Annotated in this window: 16 protein-coding genes; 11 read left to right on the top strand and 5 right to left on the bottom strand. The window is 70.4% G+C overall.

All coding sequences use genetic code 11. The annotated features are described in order from the left end of the window. Nucleotides 1–185: 185 nt before the first annotated feature. Nucleotides 186–1,412, bottom strand: coding sequence for a cytochrome P450 (locus ACH4OA_RS03025; protein WP_397967352.1), 1,227 nt, complete (start codon nucleotides 1,410–1,412; stop codon nucleotides 186–188). A 728-nt stretch (nucleotides 1,413–2,140) separates the two neighbouring features. Between ACH4OA_RS03025 and ACH4OA_RS03020 the strand changes: the two genes are divergently transcribed. Then, nucleotides 2,141–3,349: a serine hydrolase domain-containing protein gene (locus ACH4OA_RS03020; protein ID WP_397967351.1), complete on the top strand. Its 1,209-nt coding sequence runs from the start codon at nucleotides 2,141–2,143 to the stop codon at nucleotides 3,347–3,349. Nucleotides 3,350–3,900: 551 nt separating this feature from the next. Here ACH4OA_RS03020 and ACH4OA_RS03015 read toward each other — a convergent pair. Further along, nucleotides 3,901–5,607: a DNRLRE domain-containing protein gene (locus tag ACH4OA_RS03015; protein ID WP_397967349.1), complete on the bottom strand. Its 1,707-nt coding sequence runs from the start codon at nucleotides 5,605–5,607 to the stop codon at nucleotides 3,901–3,903. A 498-nt stretch (nucleotides 5,608–6,105) separates the two neighbouring features. Here ACH4OA_RS03015 and ACH4OA_RS03010 point away from each other — a divergent pair, with 498 nt between their 5' ends. From ACH4OA_RS03010 to ACH4OA_RS02995, 4 genes are all read left to right on the top strand, one after another. Further along, nucleotides 6,106–7,176: a Rieske 2Fe-2S domain-containing protein gene (locus tag ACH4OA_RS03010; RefSeq protein ID WP_397967347.1), complete on the top strand. Its 1,071-nt coding sequence runs from the start codon at nucleotides 6,106–6,108 to the stop codon at nucleotides 7,174–7,176. After that, nucleotides 7,173–7,343, top strand: coding sequence for a hypothetical protein (locus tag ACH4OA_RS03005; RefSeq protein WP_397967380.1), 171 nt, complete (start codon nucleotides 7,173–7,175; stop codon nucleotides 7,341–7,343). The genes ACH4OA_RS03010 and ACH4OA_RS03005 overlap by 4 nt, the downstream gene beginning before the upstream one ends. Nucleotides 7,344–7,466: 123 nt before the next feature. Then, nucleotides 7,467–8,435 carry a PDR/VanB family oxidoreductase gene (locus ACH4OA_RS03000; RefSeq protein WP_397967344.1) on the top strand — a complete coding sequence of 323 codons (969 nt, stop codon included), beginning with the start codon at nucleotides 7,467–7,469 and terminating at the stop codon, nucleotides 8,433–8,435. A 184-nt stretch (nucleotides 8,436–8,619) separates the two neighbouring features. Continuing rightward, on the top strand, nucleotides 8,620–9,396 hold the full coding sequence (locus ACH4OA_RS02995; protein WP_397935503.1) for an IclR family transcriptional regulator: 777 nt from the start codon (nucleotides 8,620–8,622) through the stop codon (nucleotides 9,394–9,396). Nucleotides 9,397–9,710: 314 nt separating this feature from the next. Here the strand turns inward: ACH4OA_RS02995 and ACH4OA_RS02990 are convergent, their stop codons facing one another. The 3 genes from ACH4OA_RS02990 to ACH4OA_RS02980 all read right to left on the bottom strand — a co-directional run bounded on the left by ACH4OA_RS02990 (nucleotide 9,711) and on the right by ACH4OA_RS02980 (nucleotide 13,050). Then, nucleotides 9,711–10,232, bottom strand: a complete 522-nt coding sequence (locus ACH4OA_RS02990) for a GNAT family N-acetyltransferase (protein WP_397967342.1) — start codon at nucleotides 10,230–10,232, stop codon at nucleotides 9,711–9,713. Between the two features lie 3 nt (nucleotides 10,233–10,235). Next, complete coding sequence (locus tag ACH4OA_RS02985; protein ID WP_397935502.1) at nucleotides 10,236–11,537, bottom strand: acetyl-CoA carboxylase biotin carboxylase subunit family protein; 1,302 nt, start codon at nucleotides 11,535–11,537, stop codon at nucleotides 10,236–10,238. A 202-nt stretch (nucleotides 11,538–11,739) separates the two neighbouring features. Next, nucleotides 11,740–13,050 (bottom strand): MDR family MFS transporter, encoded by a 1,311-nt coding sequence (locus ACH4OA_RS02980; RefSeq protein WP_397935500.1) that lies wholly within the window; start codon nucleotides 13,048–13,050, stop codon nucleotides 11,740–11,742. 670 nt (nucleotides 13,051–13,720) lie between these two features. Here ACH4OA_RS02980 and ACH4OA_RS02975 point away from each other — a divergent pair. From ACH4OA_RS02975 to ACH4OA_RS02950, 6 genes are read left to right on the top strand one after another with little or no spacing between them, the layout of a single operon-like run. Next, nucleotides 13,721–14,197 carry a hypothetical protein gene (locus ACH4OA_RS02975; RefSeq protein WP_397967341.1) on the top strand — a complete coding sequence of 159 codons (477 nt, stop codon included), beginning with the start codon at nucleotides 13,721–13,723 and terminating at the stop codon, nucleotides 14,195–14,197. Next, the gene (locus ACH4OA_RS02970) at nucleotides 14,194–14,667 is read left to right on the top strand and encodes a GNAT family N-acetyltransferase (RefSeq protein ID WP_397967338.1); all 474 of its coding nucleotides are present in this window, start codon (nucleotides 14,194–14,196) and stop codon (nucleotides 14,665–14,667) included. The genes ACH4OA_RS02975 and ACH4OA_RS02970 overlap by 4 nt, the downstream gene beginning before the upstream one ends. Continuing rightward, complete coding sequence (locus ACH4OA_RS02965; RefSeq protein ID WP_397935495.1) at nucleotides 14,664–16,316, top strand: amino acid adenylation domain-containing protein; 1,653 nt, start codon at nucleotides 14,664–14,666, stop codon at nucleotides 16,314–16,316. Before ACH4OA_RS02970 ends, ACH4OA_RS02965 begins: the two co-directional genes overlap by 4 nt. After that, a complete protein-coding gene (locus ACH4OA_RS02960; protein WP_397967337.1) occupies nucleotides 16,309–17,220 on the top strand; it encodes an alpha/beta hydrolase fold domain-containing protein in 912 nt (303 codons plus the stop codon). Before ACH4OA_RS02965 ends, ACH4OA_RS02960 begins: the two co-directional genes overlap by 8 nt. 2 nt (nucleotides 17,221–17,222) lie before the next feature. Next, on the top strand, nucleotides 17,223–18,866 hold the full coding sequence (locus ACH4OA_RS02955) for an AMP-binding protein (protein ID WP_397967335.1): 1,644 nt from the start codon (nucleotides 17,223–17,225) through the stop codon (nucleotides 18,864–18,866). Continuing rightward, a complete protein-coding gene (locus tag ACH4OA_RS02950; protein WP_397967334.1) occupies nucleotides 18,857–19,549 on the top strand; it encodes a rhodanese-like domain-containing protein in 693 nt (230 codons plus the stop codon). The genes ACH4OA_RS02955 and ACH4OA_RS02950 overlap by 10 nt, the downstream gene beginning before the upstream one ends. Nucleotides 19,550–19,599: the final 50 nt, after the last annotated feature.

Here is a 19,599-nt window from a genome sequence, read left to right as displayed (position 1 = left end):
AGCCCGCGGCAAAACCCACACCCAGGCCCTCCTCCGCCTCGCCCGCCACCGCACCAGCGTCCTGTTCGCCATGCTCCGCGACGGAACCTTCTACGCACCCAGGAGCCCCCGCATCGCTTGACGAAAGACATAGAGGCACCCCCCCGCGCGCCGGGCGGCCCCCGGGCGCGGAGGGAACCATTCGGTCAGGCCGTGACCGGTGTGAAGCGCACGGGCAGCGTCTTCGGGCCCCGGGTGAAGACCCCCTGTTCGACGGGGTCGTGTCCGTCCGCGAGGCGCAGGTCGGGCATGGCGTCCAGCAACTGGTTCAGGCCCACCTCGACCTCCGCCTTGGCCAGGAGCGCGCCCACGCAGAAGTGCCGGCCGAGCGCGAAGGCGAGGTGGCCGGCAGCGGCCGAGAAGGCCGAGGTCGTGGCAAGGTCGTCGCGGAAGATGTCGAACCGGTCGGGGTCGCGGTATCGCCGCTCGTCCCGGTTCGCGGCGCCGATGAGACAGGTGACCGTGGCACCCGCCGGTATGGTGCCACCGGTGACCTCGACGCTGGTCGCCGACTGCCGCATGATCATCTGGACCGGCGGTGTGTAGCGGAGGGTCTCCGCGAAAGCGGCGGGTATCAGGCTCCGGTCCGCGCGGACGGCCGCCAGCTGGTCGGGGTTGCTGAGGAGGTTCGCCAGAATGCCGGCTATCGCCTTGTCGGTGGTCTCACCGCCCGCCGCGAGCAGCAGGCTGCAGAAGGCCTTGATGTCCTCGTCGCTCATGCGCACACCGTCCACCTCCGCGGCGCACAGGGTGGACAGCAGGTCATCGCCCGGGTTGGCGCGCCGTTCACGGATGACCGGAAGCATGTACTCGGCGAACTCCACGCGGGTGCGCTCACCGGCGGCGGCGACCTCGGGGTCGCCCGAGAGGTTGCCGAGGAAGGCGATGACGGCCGTGTACCAGCCGTGGAACCGGGCGTGGTCGGCCTTGTCCAGGCCCAGCATGTCCGCGATGACGTTGACCGGGAAACGGGTCGCGTAGTCGCTGACGATGTCGGCGGATCCGGAGTACCGGAAGGTGTCGATGAGCTCGCGCGAGTTGCGCTCGATGACCGGCAGGAACCTCTCCTGCAGATCGCTGCCACGGAACGCGGGGGCGACGAGGGCCCTGCGTACCGCGTGTTCGCGACCGCTGAGCTGGAGGATCGTCTTGCCGTGGACCGGTTCGAGCTGCCAGTTGTAGTTGTCGGTGGTGAACTGCGCCTTCCTGTCCTTGAAGACGCGTTCGACGTCCTCATAGCGGGAGATGATGTAGCTCTGTGTGGCCTCGTGCCACATCAGGGGTTCTTTCTCCCGCATCACCGCATAGGCCGGGTAGGGGTTCGCGGCGAACTCGGGTGACAGGATGTCCGGGAGGTGGTGGGCAGCGGACACGGGACTCCTCAAGTCAGATGCGTGACCATCACCACAAGGGTATGGATCTTCCAGCTCATCAAAAAGACGTCTGGGACCGGGAGGCCCCGCTACCGCCGATTCGACAAGTCCGAGATCCCGCGCGCACTGATCCGCCTCGCCGGCACCGACGACCGCGTCACCGACAGATGGCCCGCGCCCTCGACCGCCACACGGCCCCCTGACGGCCCCGCACCCGATGGCGACCACGGGGGCCGGTGCCGTCGGCGCGGTGAGCCGGAGGGCCGGACCGCGCGACCATCGCGGCGGCATGACGATGCGGGAGGTCGAGCGGAAGTACGACGTCTCGTGGCGGGATGCGCCGATTGGCTGGGCGAGGCTGAGGGAGTCGCGGGCAAGGTCGGCGGCGTGGACGGCGGCGCGCCGGTGCCGGTTGGCCGCGGCGTGGTGCTCGTGGTCGAAGCGGTGCCAGCCGATGGTCTGGCCGAGGCCGGGGGCGAGTGCGTGCAGCCGGGTCTGCGGGGTGCTGCTGTAGGCGCCGTGTCCGAGGAGGTCGACGATGGTCGCGAGGGCCGCTCCCGGCAACTGACGCCGTGCCACCGTGGCCGGCAGCAGCACCCGTTCGTCTTCCGGCATCCGACCGCCGGGGCGACACGGGCCGGCCCTGCTCAGTCGTCAGGGACAGTTAGGGGGGAGGGTGGGGGTGTTCCCGGATGGCACGGCGAGGGCGTGACGAAATCATGATCTGCATGACTTCGACCTTCCTGTCCCGCCGGGCCGTCGTGGGCGCGGCTCTGACCGCCACCCTCCTCACGGCCGCCGCGACCCCTGCCGCGCTGGCTGCCACACCGTCGCCCGCGGCTTCGCCCGCGTCCACCACGCTCCCGCCGCTCGACACGGCGGCACTCCGCGCCGCGATCTCCGATCTGGACCACCCGCAGGCGGTGGCCGCTCAACTGCTGGTCAGCGGCACGGCGGGACACTGGTACGGCACGGAGGGCGTAGCGGACAGAAGGACGGGCGCACCGGTCCGCCAGGGCGACACGTTCCGGGCGGGCAGCATCACGAAGGTCTTCGTGGCGACGGCCGTGCTACAGCTCTCGGCGGAGGGTCGGTTGGACCTGGACAAGCCGGTTCAGGACTACCTGCCCGGCCTGCTCCCCGACGGCTACGCCCCGATCAAGGTCTCCCAACTCCTCGACCACACCAGCGGCTTGCCGGACGAGCGCATCCCGGACTCCCAGCGGACCGACACCCCGGAGCAGATCCTCCAGCACCGCTACGACCAGTGGACGCCGATGCGGCTGGTGGCGGCTCTCCCCGAGGACGCCCCGATGAAGTTCACGCCGGGCACGAAGCAGGAGTACCGGGGCATGAACTACGTCCTGGCGGCCCTGCTGCTCGAAAAGGTGACGGGCAAGCCGTACGGCAAGGTGATCGGCGACCGCATCCTGCGCCCACTGGGCCTGTGTCACACGTCCTTCCCGGGCAACGACCCGAAGATCCACGGCCCGCACGTCCACGGCTACCTGGCGATGTCGGACGGCACCCTGCAGGACGTGACGGAATACAACCAGTCCGAGGCGTGGGGCGAGGGCGAGATCGTCTCCACGACACGCGATCTGAACCGCTTCATCACAGCCCTGTTCACGCCGGGCAAGGTGCTGCCGAAGACGACGCTCGACAAGATGTTCGAGTTGCCGGCGCCGGAAGTGCGGATGGTGGACGGCTCCCCGGCCCGCTACAGCGCGGGCCTCCAAACGGTCACGGTCAACGGCGTGACCCTGTGGGGTAAGACAGGGGAGCAGTACGGCTACAACTCGGCCATGATGGCGACGCGGGACCTTCGGCGCACCGCGGTGTACTCGTGGACACCGACGCACCGCGACGCCAGCCAGGTGCAGATGGCGCTGCGGATAGCGGATGCGATCACGAAGCCGACGGCGGTTTCGCGGTAGAGCGGTCAGGCGCTGCCGGGCCGGCCGCCGCGAGCGCCTCCGCTGCCACACGTCGCAGCGAAGGGGCGGCGAGCCAGAGTTTGTCCCGCGGGCAGGTACCGCACCCTGGCCGCGGCGAGGGCGCCGGCCGCACGCGGCATGGCACGGCTTCCGCAGGTCACGCATCGTCGCGGTCCAGGGCCGGAGGAATCCGAAACCGGCCTTGCTCATTTCCGGGTCCGGGTGAGCAGTCGGTCTATCTCGGTGAGCACGTGGTCCGCCTGCGGGCGCACCTGCGCCCGCAGTGCGTCGCTCCAGCTCTCTTCCGAGTAGGGGCAGTGGAGGTAAAGCCGCCTGGCATGCTCCAGGGCGGCCCGGTGCCCGGGCGGGAGTGGAGGAAGACGCCGATGACATCCTGGACGAGCACACCGCCGACCAGTCCCAGGATCTGTTCGGTCTGTTCGATCTGCTCGGTCCGACGCGCCGCACCAGCGTCTCCTGTCTCCCGGGAGACGGCACCGCATCATGCGGGCGCGCTGAAGAAGACGATCGCGCGGGTGCGGTGCCGGTCTCTACTGGTAGGCGGGTACTGCCCAGGTCGCCTTGTAGCGTCGGTCGTACGGGTCCACCTGCTGGAGGGTCATCGGTCCGCTGGTCGGGATGAAGCGGATGAACGAGGTGTCCCAGCCGTTGGCATGCTCCTCCGGGAGGTCGTCGGTCTGCATCTCGGGGCATCCGGCCTGGGAGCAGGTGGAGATCACCCGGCCCGTGGCGGGGTCGTTCCCGACGCTTTTGATCATGTGCCGCTGGGTGACCTCGGTCCGGTTCGCATAGTTCGTGCACCAGTGCTTGTCTCCGCCGGGCAGTTCGGCCACCTTCGCCGGAACGGGCCAGGTGTCCGGGGTGTCGTCGTAGCAGTCGACGGCGCCGCTCTTGGAGAACTGGACGATTCCGCCGTTGGTGCCGACCCAGAAGCGGTCGGAGTTGCCGTAGACGGGGGTGAGTTCGTGACCGTACGCCGGAGCACCGCCGGCCTGCTTGGGCAGCGGCCAGGACGTTCCGGGGGTGAGCCGGCCGTCGGCGTAGTCGTAGCGCACCAGGCTGTCGGTGCCGATCGCCCAGAGCGAGTGCGTGCCGGGGTCGTACACCACTTCGTGCGCACCGTCCAGGGGGATGCCCTGGACGGGCGTCGCGTTCCAGTTCCCCGGGGTGCCCTGTGCCTTGGAGTAGACCGCGAGTCCGCCCGGGATGTCCTTGCCCGTGTTCTTGTCCTGGCCGAAGACGTGGTCGGCCGAGGCGGCGACGACGGTGCCGTCCGGCAGCATCTCGACGCCGTGGATGCCGGTGATGCCCGCGTTGATCGCCCAGTGATAGCCGGCCAGCGCCGGGTAGGGGATCACGCCGACGAAACCGCTGGCCCGGTCGGCTGTGACCAGGACCGTTCCGCCGTAGGTGCCGCCGGGACGCAGCTTGTGGGAGGTGCCGCCGCCCCAGCTGTCACCCTTGAGGCTCGTGTCGAGGACCGAGTGGTAGGCGTCGGGAAGCCACCGCTGGTAGGGACCCGAGGCCGGCCAGACGCTCGGGTTGGCGGAGTCCAGGAAGTCCACCGTCGCGTGGGGCGTCGGATAGTCCGTGTCCTTGCCCTTGCCGGGGTAGGCGTTGCCCGAGATGATCGGCGTCGATCCGGTGTTGAACTCGACTTCCAGCGTCGGCGTGTTGTACGCGGCGTTGCACGCGTAGTCGCTGGACAGCGGGTTCATGGAGCAGAAGTCCTTGTAGCCCGTGCTGACGTCCTCCTGCGCCGAGAACCGGATGCCGTAGTTCGGGAACGAGGAGTCGTTGGCCCACGCCTTCACCCAGTCGGTGACGTCGATGCGCTGGATGCCGTTGGACGCGGACGGGTTGTACTTGTCGGGGATGTCCGGGCAGTCCGGATGGCCGAGCCCGAACCATGTTCCCTTGCCGGCGCCGACGGTCGGCTGGTTGGCCCAGGTGATCGTGGACTGGTCCCAGGGCTGGGTCACCGGGTAGACACCCATCCACGCCTTCGCGTCGCAGTCGGAGACGAAGGAGTTGTACACGCGCAACGTGGCCTTCGCTATCGGTGCCCCGCGCAGCCTGGAGACGTCGAAGCGCATGAAACTGCGGTATTTCGTGGTGCCGTTGTCGGGTGTGCCGACGTGCAGGACGTGTCCCTGCGAGTGGTCGGCGGTGTCCGCGTTGGTGATGTAGGTGTCCTGCAGACGCTTGATGATGTTGCGCGGTCCGGTCTGCGCCATGGGCGACACCGTGGGGGTCGCCGCCGCGATTCCGGTTGTCTGCGGGGCCGGTTCGGCAGCGGCTGCCGGCTGCGACAGGGCTGCCGGCACGAGCAGTGACGCCAGAAGCGCCCCTGTGCTGCCGGCTGCCGGCAGCCATCTTTTCCGTGGACGCCGTGGAGCGTGACCGTGCAAGAGAAGATCCCTTCTCCGATGTGATCGAAATGGCATGTCAGTGTCACACAGGGGCGGACCTACCTGCCTTATGGGCCGCCCGTCCCTCCGAACGGCTCTGGTTCCGGCCTTCCGGTCAGCGGAAGGCGCCCTGTTCACAGGTCCGTGCCCACAGCACTCTGGAAACCCACGGCGTCCGCTCCGGCCTCTCGGAGGCAAGGGTGCCGGAAGCCCGCAAACCTCCTGTCCGCGAGCGCGATGCGCCATCCGGAACACCTCGAAATCCGGTCTCCAGTCCGCAATCCGTCGATGTGCCGGGTTCGCCCGCACCCAAGGGAGAAGACGATGACGACGACGTCATTCGCGCGCAACCAGTGGTACGTGGCCGCCTACGGCAGCGAGATCGGGCGGGAGCTGTTCACCCGGACCGTCTGCGGTGAGCCGATCCTTCTCTGGCGTACTGAAGCAGGCGAGGTCACCGCCATGGCCGACCGCTGCGTGCACCGCCGCTTCCCGCTCTCCGAGAAGCCGAGCCGGCTGGACGGCGACACGGTCGTCTGCGGCTACCACGGCTTCACCTACGGAGCCGACGGCGTGTGCGTGCGGGTGCCCGGCCAGCAGCGTGTGCCGCGCACCGCCCGGCTCGCCTCCTACCCCGTCAAGGAACAGGACTCCTTCGTGTGGGTGTGGATCGGCGACCAGGACAAGGCCGACGAGAGCCGCATCCCCCGTGCCCCCTGGCTGGACTCGCCCGAGTACACCACCATCAGCGGCATGGAACCGCTGGCGGCCCGTTACGGCCTCCTCGTGGACAACCTGCTCGACCTGTCCCACGAGACCTACCTGCACGGCGGCTACATCGGCACCCCCGAGGTCGCCGAGACCCCCATCACCACCGAGGTGGACGAGAAGGCGGGCGTCGTGTACGTCAGCCGCCACATGGACGACGCGGAATGCCCGCCGTTCTACGCCAGGTCCACCGGCATCAACGGCCGCATCACGCGCTGGCAGGACAGCGAGTACCACGCCCCCTGCCTGTACCTGCTGCACTCGCGCATCGCCCCCGCCGGCGCGCCCGGCCCGCGCCCGGACGGCAGCGACCCGGACGCCTTCCACGTCGAGATCGTCTACGCCATCACCCCCGAGACCGAGTCCAGCACCCACGACTTCTGGGCCGTGGCCCGCGACTTCGCGCTGGACGACCAGGCGGTCACCGACTTCCTGTACGAGAACAACCGCACCGTCGTCCTCCAGGACGTCGTCGCCCTGGACAAGCTGGAGCAGGTCGTCGCCGCCGAACCGGCCGGGACGCAGGAGCTCAGCATCAACATCGACACCGGTGGCCTGGCCGCCCGCCGCATCCTCCAGCGGCTCGTCAAGGCCGGCGCGACCGAGTCCGCGGCGGCCGTCCGTTGAGCCCGCGGCCCACGACGATGCTCGACGGGGACACGGTCTACCGGATCGTGTGGCTCCCCGGCTCGGACCGGCTGGGCGGCTGGTGCTGGTGCGGTGCGTCCCAGGAGTCCGAGGACCCGGTGGAGCTGTGGGAGTGGCTGCTCGCCCACCCCGAGGGGCATCCGTGACGGGGCCTGCCTGGCCTGGTCCGGCGTCCGCGCTCAGCCACCTTGCCGGCATCTGAACCCGCGCATGCCCGTACTCCCGCCCGTTTGCGTACTCGCGTACTACTCGCGTACTCAAGGACCCTGATGTCTGGAAACACCACCGCACCCGAGGCCGAACTCGACCTCGTCGTGGCCCGCCGTACAGACGAGGCCGCAGGTGTCGTCTCGCTCGACCTGCGCCGGCCCGACGGCGCTCCGCTGCCCGCCTGGACGCCCGGCGCGCACATCGATCTGCTGCTCGCCCCGGATCTCGTGCGGCAGTACTCGCTGTGCTCCTCGCCGCAGGACGCCCGCGTATGGCGTGTCGCCGTCCTGCGGGAGCAGGCAGGCCGCGGCGGCTCCCTCCACGTGCACGGCAAGCTGTCCGAGGGCGATCCGGTCAGGGTGCGCGGCCCGCGCAACCACTTCCCCCTGGAGGGCGCCGAGGAGTACGTCTTCATCGCCGGCGGTATCGGCATCACTCCGATCGTTCCGATGCTGGAGCAGGCCGAACAGCAGGGGGGTGCCTGGGAGTTGGCCTACGGAGGGCGGACGCTCGCGTCGATGGCCTTCCGTGACACCCTCGCCACCCGGTACGGGGAGCGGGTGCGTATCCGGCCCGAGGACGTGTGCGGGCTCCTCGACCTCGACGCGCTCCTGGGGGCACCGCGCCCCGGTGCGCTCGTCTACTGCTGCGGACCCGAACCGCTGGTCAAGGCCGTCGAGGAGCGGTGCGCCGGCTGGCCGGCCGGCACCCTCCACGTCGAGCGGTTCACGCCAAGGGAGGTCCAAGAGCCCGTACGGGACGGGGCGTTCGAGGTCGAGCTGGCGCAAACCGGCATCACCGTCACCGTCCCGCCGGAGAAGTCCGTGCTGGAGGCGGTCGAGGAGGCCGGGGTGCAGGTCCTCTCCTCCTGCCGGGAGGGCACGTGCGGCACCTGTGAGACGGCCGTGCTCGAAGGGACGGTCGATCACCGCGACTCCCTCCTCACCCCCGCCGAGCAGGAGGCGCACGACACGATGATGGTGTGTGTCTCCCGCGCGGCGTGCCCGAGGCTCGTCCTGGACCTCTGACGGCCGGCGGCGCCCGGGGTCCGTCAGCGGTGGGCGCCGCGCGGACACTCCCCTCCTGCCGGACCGCTCGCCGGCCGGCCAGCATCCGTCGCCTCGGATACTCGCCAGAGCATTGACGGCCGTCAGGGCTCTGCCTAGCTTTTCGGTGACGTGCCCGAGTCCGCTGGGGAACAAGGAGGTCCGCATGCAGCGCCGAGGTCCGACCGACGGCTGTTCGGTGACGGCCAGGGCGCTGCAGGTGCTGGAAGCCTTCGCCGCGGAACGGCCCGTCCTGCGGCTCGCCGAGATCTCCCGCCACACCGGCCTGCCCCTCACCACCACCCACCGGCTGGTGAAGGAACTGGTCGGCTGGGGCGCGCTGGAACGCGAGGCGGACGGCGGCTACCGCATCGGGCTGCGCTTGTGGGAGATCGCCTCGCTCGCCCCGCGGGGCCTCGGCCTGCGCGAGGCCGCCCTGCCGTACCTCTCCGACCTCGGGCACATCACCCGCGAGAACGTGCAACTCGCCGTCCGCGAGGAGCTGTCCGTCGTCTACGTGGAGCGCCTGGCCGGCCGTGACGCGGTCCGGGTCCGCACCCGCGTCGGCGGGCGGTTCGACCTCGCGCCGACCGGCGTCGGCCTCGTCCTGCTCGCCCACGCACCCCGCGAGGTCCAGGAACGGGTGCTCTCCCGGCCGTTCGTCCGGTACACGGAAAAGACCCTGTGCACCCCGGACCAGGTGCGCCGCGCTCTCGCCGAGGTGCGCCGCACCGGGGTCGCCATCAGCGACCGGCAGGTGACGATGGACGCCCTGTCGGTCGCCGCCCCCGTGTGCGGACCGGACAATACCGCCGTCGCGGCCGTCTCGGTCGTCGCCCACGCCGACGCCGTGAACCCGCAGGCCCTCGTCCCGCTGGTGCAGGTCGCGGCGCGCGGCATCTCACGGTCCCTCGGAGCACGGCCCAGGACCTCGGTCGGCTGACGGACACGGCGGGGCCGCCGGGCCGCCGGGCCGCCGGGCGGCCGGATATGCTGAGGGCGGCCTGGCGGATACGGTCGCTCACCTGACCGGCCCCCGCAGTGGCCCGGCGGATGCGGCGGCTCACCTGACCGGCCGGCGCGGTGGCCTGGCGGACACGTCCGGCCCCCTGACCGACGTGCCCGATGGCCGCTGCGGCGCTCAGTCACAGGACCCCACCGAGCGCGACATCCAGCATGGTCATGAGCCGCCTCGGCGAAGCCCTGGCAACGCCACCCCCCGGCCGGCCGCGAACCCACCCCGCGGCCGGCTCGGAATCAGAGGGTCCCGCCGAGGGGGCCGATCCGGTAGAGGACCTCGTCACGGTGGCCGCCCGGGAACCGGGACGCGGGGAACAGCGCCTCCCTATGGATGCCGGTGCGGTGCCGCTTCGCGAACTGCTCGCAGGCATCGACGGCGGCCCTGTTGCCGGGCGTGAGTCCGGCCTCGACGTACCGCGCGCCTTTCGCGATCTCCCGCTCCGCCGCCGCCCGCAGAAGATGGGCAGCGAGGGCCGGGATGCGATGGTGCGGGCTGACGGCGGTCTGCCGGACGAAGTAGGTGTCGGGTGAGTCCGGACGCCTGTACCCCATGAGGAACCCGATCACGTCCCGGCCCACGGCCGCGACGAGTGAGGTGCCGGCGAAGTCCCGGAACCACCGCGCGTAGAAGTGCGGGCTGTGGGAGTCCGGGTGGGGGGCCTTCTCGGCCAGCCGCCAGACCGGCAGCGCGTCGTGCGGCGTGGGGGTACGGAACACGAGGGCGCGCACGGTGGGCGGAGCGTCGGGGATCGGACCCATGGATCAGGAGGCCTCCGCCTCGATCGTCAACTCGACCTGGTCCACGAAGACACGTGTCTCGCTGACGGGGTCCGCTTCCCAGGGGAGGTCGACGACCACGGATGCCGAGCGTCCGCTTGAGTCGTGCAAGGTCCCGAGCGAGGCACCGCGCGAAAGCCCGACCATGATCGAGGCACACCGAGCCGGAGCGTCCGCCTCGGACGAGGTCACGGTGGGCCAGTAGCCGTCGTCCCCGATCCACGACACCGTCTGCGCGGCGGACCGGACGTCCATCAGCCGGCCCGGCCGGTGGTCCACGAATCGCTGGACGGCTCGCCGGGAGGGCTGCGGGTACCGCGGTGCGATGCCGAGGGCGAGGTCGACGATGGCCGGCTCGATGGGCTGGCCGGTGGCGAGGTGCCACAGCATGGTGATCGCGTCGCCGGGCAGCCGGGCAGCGATCTCCATCAACACCGGCTGTCCCTCGCGCAGGCGGAACTCCGCGTGGGTGATGCCGCTGCCGAACCGCAGGGCCTTCAGGATGGCGGTGTTCGCGGCGATGAGGGCGTCCGACTCGGACGAGGGCACCTTGGCGGGGCTGGTGTGGCCGATCTCCGTGAAGTACCGGCTGCTGTCCTCGTTGGTGATCTTGGCGGTGACGCCGCTCCAGACCACCTCGCCGTGATGGACCAGGGCCTCGACCGAGAACTCGGGCCCGGTGACGAGTTCCTCCACCAGAATCGTCTCGTCCGGCTCGTAGGCGGCCAGCGCGGCGCGCAGTTCCGCGTCGTCCGAGACCTTGACGACCCCCGAACTGAACATCCGCCCCGCCGGCTTGACGACGCACGGGTACCCATCGGACGTCGCGGTGTCCCGAGCGTGCGGGGCGAAGGCACGCCACGACGGGCCGTGGTCGCCCAGGACCACGCGCTGCATGACCTTGTCCCGGCACACCCGGGCCGCCCAGGCACCGGGGCCCGGCAGCCCCAAGGCCTCCGACAGCGCCCCGGCCGGGTCGACGAAGACCTCGCCACTGCAGATCACACCGCGGATGTCGAAGTCGGTGATCCAGTCCTGTACCGATGCCCACACGCCGTCGACCGCGGGGCTCGGAAGCCGGCGGACGGCCGCGATCCGGGACAACGGATGCGTGGGGTCCTCGATGTGAGCGGTCAGCCGTGCCAGGTCGGTCGTGGGCCCGACGATGACCAGCGGAGTCAGTCCGCGCCCGGCGATGTCGGTGATCAGGCGGTGCTGGCGGGCCAGGGCCGCCAGATCGCTCATGACGATCACGGCGGGCGGGCGGTGGGTCTGACGGTCCATCATGGCTCCTTCGAGGGGCGTCGTACGAGACGGCTGCGTGTCAGGGCAGCCGGTTGAGGTGTAGGTCCGTGACGCGTCGTCGTCCGGGGGCGCTGCTGTCACCGCTCCACCCGTCCGACGCGCTGTCCGTTCGCGGTCGTCGAGCTGAAGGCGGCGGCTCACTCAGCGAGTTCGTCGCGGCGGTTGTCGAGCCGAAGGGGGCGGCTCACTCGGCGGGTTCGTCGCGGCGGTCGGTCGGCGTGCCGGAATGTGCCGTCTCGGCAGCCGACTTGGGCGGTGGTGTCCCGTCCGCCGGCAGTGCGGCCGCCGCGCGGCGCGTCAGCCGAGAGCCGATGCCCAACTGCGCGGCTGCCGCGACCGCGGTGAGGACCAGCGAGGCGATCCACAGCGGGCTCGAACCCCAGGTGTCGATCACCCACCCGCCGAACAGCGGTGCCACCACCGCCGAGCCCGTCCAGGCGACCTGGAAGAGCCCCTGGTACCGACCGCGCATGTGGTCCGGCGACATGCGCGCCACGACGGCGAAACTGGTCGGGGTGTTGCCGATCTCGCCCAGCGTCCACACCACGATGGACGCTCCGTAGAACCAGGACGAATGGCCAAAGAGGAGCACCGAGTAGCCGACCCCGATCAGCGCGGACGAACCGGCGAGCGCCCATGACTCCGGGAACCGCTTGTAGAGCTGGGTGAGCGGGAGTTGTACCGCTGCGATCAGGATGCCGTTGAGCGCGGCGACCTGCCCGAACGCGCTCGGGGAGAACCCGTCCCGGCCCATGGCGATCGGCAGGCCGCTCTCGGACTGCATGAGGATCGTGAGCACCAGGAACTCGGCGGCGACGAACGCCACGAAGGACCGGTCGCGCAGGACGCTGCCGAAGCCTTCCCCGTCCGGGGCGACCGCCGGCGCGGGAGTCTCGGCTCGTCCGGGGACCCGGGCCGCGATCAGCAGGGCGCCGATCAGGAAGGTGGCGCCGTTGAGCCAGAACAGTGCGGTGTAACCGGTGACGGACACCAGGCCCACCGAGAGCATCGCCACCGAGTAACCGATGTTGATCGCCCAGAAGTTGAGCGAGTAGGCCCTGGCCTGGACCTCGGGCGGGGTGACCTCGGCGATGAGCGCGTTGTGCGCGGGCCGTGTCGCGTTGTTGACCACTCCGACAGCGAACGCCGCCAGCAGCAAGGCCCACGGCGAGCGTGCGTAGGCGAGGGCGACCATGCCCACCGCGGTGGCGCACTGCGCGCCGACCAGCGTCGGCTTGTGACCGAGGCGGTCCGCCAGGATGCCTCCGAACGGCCCGGCCACGAGCGATCCGAAGCCGATGACCGCGACGACGGTGCCGGCGAACGCGGCGGTGCGGTGCAATTCGTCGGTGATGTAGAACGCGAGCAGTGGCATGACGAAGCCGCAGGCGCGGTTGACCAGTTGAGCGGTCCACAGCCACCAGAAGCCGGTCGGCAGCCCGCCGAATGTCGAGACGACCGACGACCGTGCCCGTGCCAGCGGACTGAATCGCATACGTTCCCCTCCGTCGTAACGCTGTCGGTCCCGATCAGGGACATCGCGGATTCCCGGCGCGTACCGGGGAACGTCGCGGCGTTGTTGGTGTTCGGTGGCAGAAGACCCTCGGGCGCTCGCCGAACCGGCGCGAGGGAAGACGCGCGAGTGATCACTGTGCGTGATGTCCGGCGTCCAGCCCGCCTGGCCACGGAGATCATCAGTGGAATGGGCACGTCATGTCAAGGTTGGCTGACTGGTCACCTCTGTCGACTTCGATAGTCAAACCAGGCTGTCACAACGAAATCCGAAGATTTGCAGAGCGTGTGCGACTGATTCTTGACGCAGGGTCGAGGCCCTGACAAGATCAACATCGTCGGCGGCCGCGATCCGGTGAAGCCTACGTGCGCAGTACAAGTGACTGAGGGTCATCCAAGGGGCGCCGATACGGACCGCCCGGGGCGCCAGGGAGCACTGCGTTCTCCGCTCGGTTGCCGAGTGCCGACCACTTCGGCCCGGTCGACCGCAGACCGTGGCGCCATCGCCGTCGGCCGCCCCTCCCTCTCGTCGAGGACACCGGACACGTCGTGAAGCGGGCGGGTTTCCCCCCTGTCGGTGGTCTGGGGCATTTCGGAGGCGGAAAGCACATGACAGAGATGGTCTGCGTCCCGTGGGCGCGAGGTACTGCCAAATGAACTCACTTATCTACGCGCCGCGTTGGGTCAAAGCACTGCCCCCCGTACGCGTGTCCGGCCGCACCCTGAAGGCGTACGCCATGTTCGCGGAGCCGGACCGTAACCCGGATCTTCCGGAACCGGAGTGGCTGCAGCGGCACGCGGCCTCGGTGTTCTCCGGCCCCCCGCAGGAAGGGGACCACCCGGTCGGCTTCCTGATCCTGCATCACGGGCTCGAAGGCAGCTACCTGTTGGTGAGCCAGTGGTACGACGCCGACATGCTCAAGCACTGGGTGCGCGGCGCGGTGGTGGACGCCGACGGCGCCACGACGTTCGCCCCGCTGGCCCAGCGCGATCTGATCGCCTGCGTCTGGGAGCTCGAGGTCATCAGGTTCGAGCGGGACGCGTGGGTCAACACCGTGCTGGCGCGGGGACGGCTCGACAGTGCCGCCCTCGACGCGTATCTGGACACGACTTTCTCGGGATGGGTATGAGTCACGACATCGAGGTGCGGCCGGTCGAACCGGGCGACCTGGAGGCGCTGTTGGCGCTGTGCCGCGAACACGCGGCATATGAGAACGCGAGCTTCCGGGAGGACGGCCAGGTGGAGCGCTGGAGCACGGCGCTGTTCTCGGACCGGCCGGTCCTGCACGGGTGGATCGCGACCGCCGGCGGAGAGGCGTGCGGCTTCATGACCGTCACCACCGACTTCGCCACGTGGAGCGCCGAACGGTTCGCCTATATGGACTGTCTCTACCTGCGAGAGCCCTACCGCGGGATGGGCATCGGCCGCATTTTCCTCGAGCGGCTGCGGGAGTTCTCCGTCGCCCGAGGCTGTGGCTGGGCCGAGTGGCAGACACCTGTCGACAACGAACTCGGCATCGGCTTCTACCGGCGCATGGGTGCCGAGGCCAAGACCAAGATCCGCTTTCACTTCGATGTCGGGGTGCGTGGCGTCTCGTGACGAAGAATTCCGTACCGACGGCTGCCCGGGTCCCGCTGCCGCCGTGGTCGATCGACCCTGCCGACCAGACGGGACCGGCCCCGGCGCTCGGTGATCTCGTCCGCGCGGCGGCGGGCAACTGGCCCGACCGCCCGGCCCTGCACGACGGGCGCGTCGGTCTCACCTTCGCGGAGCTCGAACAGCAGGCCCGTGCGCTTGCCGCGTGGCTGGCCGGGCAGGGTGTGCGCGCGGGCGACCGGGTGGTGGTCCTGGCCGAGAAGTGCGCGCTCATGCCCGTCGTGGCCATCGGGATCTGGAAGTGCGGCGCCGTGTACGTGCCGCTCGACGCCACGCAGCCGGCAGCGCGGCTGCGCGGACTGCTCGACCGGCTGCGGCCCGGTGCCGTGATCGCACTGGACGAACGGGAGCCCGTGGTGGACACCGTCCGCTGGGCGGGCCGTACGCGACTGGAAGCGGTCCTGGCGCAGCCGGCCCCGGACCGGCCGACCGTGGTGCACCGGCCGGAGGACACGGCGTACATCATCTTCACCTCGGGTTCCACGGGGGAGCCCAAGGGTGTGCAGATCAGTGCCGCCAACCTGGTCGCGTACTTCGGGAACCACAACGAGGTGCTCCGGTTCACGCCGGATTCGCGGGTGTTCAGCCTGTCCCCGTTCCACTTCGACGTGTCGATCGAGGACACCCTGCTGCCGCTCTCCCTGGGCGCCTTCGTCTACCAGTTCCGCGGCGTCCATGCCGGCGCCGTCATGCGCGCGGTCATCACACGCGAGCGGATCACGCATCTGATCGCGGTGTCCACGCTGCTGACCATGATCACGGAGGGCGGGCGTCAGGTCACCAGGGAGAACTTCCCGTGCCTGGAGATGGTGATGACGGGCGCGGAGGTCTGCGACCCCGGAGTCATCAACGTCTGGAAGCACGGCCTTCCCGAGGTGCGCGTCATCAATGTGTACGGTCCGACCGAAGCGACGATCGTCTGCGTCGCCCACGAGATCGAGCGCGCCGATCCGGAGCGGGTGAGCGCGTACCCGATCGGCCGGCCCTTGCGCGGCGTGGCGGCACGCATCGTCGAGGACGGCGCCGAGATCCACGAGCCGGGCCGGATCGGCGAGTTGTGGATCGGCGGCGAGCAGGTGATGCCCGGCTACTTCGACCAGCCGGAGGAGACCGCGCGCCGCGTGGTCGAGGTGGACGGCGTCCGCTACTACCGCACGGGCGACCTCTGCAGCTACGACGAGAACGGCGACCTCGTCTTCCGCGGCCGCGACGACGACGAGGTGAAGCTGGCGGGCCGCCGGATCCACCTCGGCGAGATCCGGCAGACCGCGCTGAGCTGTCCGGGCGTCGGGCGGGCGGCCGTGGCCCTGGTCCCCCGCCACGGCCACGACGTGATCGCGCTCGTGGTGATGGCACCGGACCGGGCGGTGGTGGCCGACGTGGAGAAGCGGCTGGCGCACCTGCTCCCCGAGTACATGCGCCCGGCACTCCTCGCCTGGTCACCCGAGCTGACGGTGTCCTCGACCGGCAAGACGGACGAGAAGCTGCTGATGCGGCGGCTCGCCGGGGCAGCCGGGGAGGCGAACGCGACCCGTTTCGTGTTCACGCCTGCCGGGGACGTCGAGCCCATGGACCGGGACGGGCATGTCTGACCGCCTGACACCGGTCCTGAACGCCGAGTTCGGACGCCTGGCCGCGGCCCGCAGGATCGCCGCGGTGCCGGCGTCCACCGGCTCGCCGGCGCAGGACCGGATCAACGCCGAGCGGTGGATCGCCCGCTTCGGAACCGCCGCCGAGCCGGACGGCGGCGCGGCCGTCGAGACGGGTGACCACTCGGTGATCATCCGGCCGGAGCAGGAGGCCGCGGACAGCCCGTGGGTCGTGTACGTCCACGGCGGCGGGATGGTCTACTACTCGACGTCCGTCTTCACGCCCTTCCTGCGCACGCTGGCGGAGGACCTGCGGGCGCCCGTGGAGGCGTTCGACTACCTGAAGGCGCCGGAACACACCGTCGCGCAGTCGGTGCGGGAGCTGGCGGGACACATCGAGGCGCGCTGCCGGACGGTGACGGACCGGCCGCTCGTCCTCGCCGGCGACAGCGTCGGGGGGCTGCTCGCGCTCTACCTCGCGCTGCGGGTCCTGCCCGGGGTCTTCTCGCGCGTCGTCCTGATCTATCCGGTCCTCGACCTGCACACGGAGCGCGAGTCCTACCGGACGTTCGGCGCGGGTCACTTCCTGGACCGGGACAGCATGCGGCTCTTCAAGTCGGTGCTGCACCCCTTCTTCTCCGAGGCCGGCTTCGATCCGATGGCCTTGCCGGAGAGCGAGGTCGCCCGCCTGCCGGCCTGCTCGGTCGTGACGGCCGGCTGTGACGTGCTCCGGGACGAAGGACTGGCCTGGGCGGAGCACATGACCGGTCGCTCGGCCGACGTGCGCCACCGGCACTTCCCGGATCTCCCGCACGACTTCTGTCTGTACGCCGGAAAGCTGCCGTCGGCCAGGGACGCCGTGGCAGAGATCGCCCGGACCGCCTTTCCCCTGAACGAAGAGAGCTGAACGTGGTGGTCAAACGTGAGGCGGCAGCCCTGCCGCCCTGGTCGGCCGATCCGGCCGGCCGCAGTGACGCGCCCGCGCTCGGCGATCTGCTGGTGGCCGCGGCGCTCAGGTGGCCGGACCGCACGGCCATCGACGACGGCGCCGACAGCTACACGTTCGCCCAGCTTGAGCACGGCGCCCAGGCGATCGCCGCCCGGCTGACCGAACGGGGGGTGGGTGCGGGCGATCGCGTGGCCGTCCTGGCGCAGAAACGTTCCTTCATGCCCATGATCGCGGTCGCGATCTGGAAGTGCGGTGCCGTGTACGTCCCCCTCGACGCCACGGAACCGCGGGCGCGGCTGCGGAACCTGCTCGCCCGCCTGCGGCCGGCGGCCGTGATCACGCTGGATGACCGGGATCCCACGACGGCCGGCGAGTGCCGGCTGGGCGGGGAGGAACTGGCCGGGATCCTGTCGGGGCCGCCGACCGCTCATGCCACTGTGGGCCATCGTCCCGAGGACGCCGCGTACATCGTGTTCGCCTCCGGCGCGACGGGCGAACCGCAGGGCGCCGAGATCAGCGTCGCGGGCCTGACGGCCCACCTCCGCGGCCAGAACGAGGTGCTCCGGCTCACCGCGGAGTCCCGTGTGCTGGGCCTGACCCCGTTCCACTTCGACGTGTCGATCGAGGACACCCTGCTCCCCCTCTCGCTGGGAGCCTTCGTCTACCAGTTCCGCGGTCTTCCGGCCGGTGCGGTCATCCGCTCCGTGGTCGCCCGCCAGGGCATCACACACCTGATCGCGACGACGATGCTGCTGACCATGATCACCGGTGACGGCCGGCAGATCACCGAGGCCAGACTGCCCAGCCTCGAACTGGTCATGACGGGCGCTCAGATCTGCGACCCGGAGACGCTGCGCATCTGGACCCGGGCGCTGCCGAAGGCCCGTATCGTGCACGCTTTCGGCCCACCCGAGGCCACGATCTTCAGCTTCACGCACGAGGTCGGGCCCAGGGAAGCGGACCGCATGACCACGTGTCCCGTCGGCCGCCCGCTGCGCGGCACGCGGGCGAAGATCATGCGGGACGGGGTCGAACTCCACCGGCCGGGCGCGCAGGGCGAGCTCTGGGTCGGTGGCGCACAGGTGATGCGCGGCTACTTCGACCAGCCCGGCGAAACCGCCCGGCTGGTGGTCGACCTGGACGGTACGCGCTACTTCCGGACCGGGGACATCTGCAGCTACGACACGGACGGCAACGTCGTCCTGCACCGGCACGCCGACGAGCGGATCACCTGGCTGGCAGGCCGTCGCACCCACCTGGGCGAGGTCACCCGGGCCGCCCTGAACTGTCCCGGCGTCGACCGGGCCATCGCGGCCGTGGTGCTGCGCAACCAGCGCGCCGTGGTCGCCCTTGGCGTCGTGTCACGGGAGCGACGGGTCGTCGCCGAGGTGGCGGAGCGGCTGCGCGGCATCCTGCCCGAGTATCTGCGTCCCGCCCTGGTGGCCTGGTCGCCCGCGGTACCGGCGGCATCGGCCGCGGCCCCGGACGAACGGCTGCTGGTCCAGCGGCTGACGGCCGCGGCCCAGCAGACCGACTCCCACTATTTCGCACTGTCGGCCGAAGGCGCCGTCGAGACCATTGATGAGGTGGAGCTATGTCAGTAGCGGTGAAGGACAAGGTCGCCGAATACCTGGAGGCGGCGCTGGGCAAGCCGGTGGACCTGTCCCCGCTTCCCGACGACACCCCCCTGAACACTCTGGGTCTGGACTCCCTGCTGACCATCAGCGTCCTGGTCACGCTGCTGGAGGACTGCGGAGTCGACCTGGGCGAGCACGCGGATTCGCTCGTCACCCCCAGCACCCTCGGCGACCTGTACGCCGTCGCCGAGCGGTTCATGGCGACGGAGGAGGCACCTCCGGCCGCCGTGAGCGGCGAAACCCGGGAGCAGGACGACCAGTTGGCCTACTACCAGGCGAAGCTGGCCTACGAGATGGACTCCGCGGACCTCAAGGCGGCTCTGGAGGGCGGCCAGGACCTGGTGGTCGTCGACGGTCGCAGCAGCGAGTCCTACGAAGCGGAGCACATTCCCGGAGCGGTCAGCATTCCGCACCGCTCGATCTCCCGGGACTCGCTGGCGGCGCTCTCCAAGGCGCCGCTGTACGTGACCTACTGCGACGGCATCGGCTGCAACGCGTCCACCAAGACGGCCATCAAGCTGGCGACCGAGGGTTTCCGGGTCAAGGAGCTGATCGGCGGCCTGGACTGGTGGAAGCGGGACGGCCACCGCACCGAGGGCCGAGCGGCCCAGGGGCATGCCCACCAGGCCGGCTGCGGGTGCGCGGGCTGACCACCGCCGACCGGGGCCGTCCGCGCGCTCCGGAGCACGCAGAGAAGCCA

The organism is Streptomyces sp. NPDC017095 (assembly GCF_044332325.1).
GTDB lineage: Bacteria > Actinomycetota > Actinomycetes > Streptomycetales > Streptomycetaceae > Streptomyces.
Note: the sequence above shows the minus strand (reverse complement) of the source record. Positions and strands in the feature narration are given on the sequence as shown.

Bases quoted from the DNA above. Each gene is read 5' to 3' on its own strand.
- ACH4OA_RS03020 (WP_397967351.1), top strand. From the start codon at position 2,141: ATGACTTCGACCTTCCTGTCCCGCCGGGCCGTCGTGGGCGCGGCTCTG.
- ACH4OA_RS03015 (WP_397967349.1), bottom strand. From the start codon at position 5,607: ATGGCGCAGACCGGACCGCGCAACATCATCAAGCGTCTGCAGGACACC.
- ACH4OA_RS03010 (WP_397967347.1), top strand. From the start codon at position 6,106: ATGACGACGACGTCATTCGCGCGCAACCAGTGGTACGTGGCCGCCTAC.
- ACH4OA_RS03000 (WP_397967344.1), top strand. From the start codon at position 7,467: ATGTCTGGAAACACCACCGCACCCGAGGCCGAACTCGACCTCGTCGTG.
- ACH4OA_RS02995 (WP_397935503.1), top strand. From the start codon at position 8,620: ATGCAGCGCCGAGGTCCGACCGACGGCTGTTCGGTGACGGCCAGGGCG.
- ACH4OA_RS02990 (WP_397967342.1), bottom strand. From the start codon at position 10,232: ATGGGTCCGATCCCCGACGCTCCGCCCACCGTGCGCGCCCTCGTGTTC.
- ACH4OA_RS02985 (WP_397935502.1), bottom strand. From the start codon at position 11,537: ATGATGGACCGTCAGACCCACCGCCCGCCCGCCGTGATCGTCATGAGC.
- ACH4OA_RS02980 (WP_397935500.1), bottom strand. From the start codon at position 13,050: ATGCGATTCAGTCCGCTGGCACGGGCACGGTCGTCGGTCGTCTCGACA.
- ACH4OA_RS02975 (WP_397967341.1), top strand. From the start codon at position 13,721: ATGAACTCACTTATCTACGCGCCGCGTTGGGTCAAAGCACTGCCCCCC.
- ACH4OA_RS02970 (WP_397967338.1), top strand. From the start codon at position 14,194: ATGAGTCACGACATCGAGGTGCGGCCGGTCGAACCGGGCGACCTGGAG.
- ACH4OA_RS02960 (WP_397967337.1), top strand. From the start codon at position 16,309: ATGTCTGACCGCCTGACACCGGTCCTGAACGCCGAGTTCGGACGCCTG.
- ACH4OA_RS02950 (WP_397967334.1), top strand. From the start codon at position 18,857: ATGTCAGTAGCGGTGAAGGACAAGGTCGCCGAATACCTGGAGGCGGCG.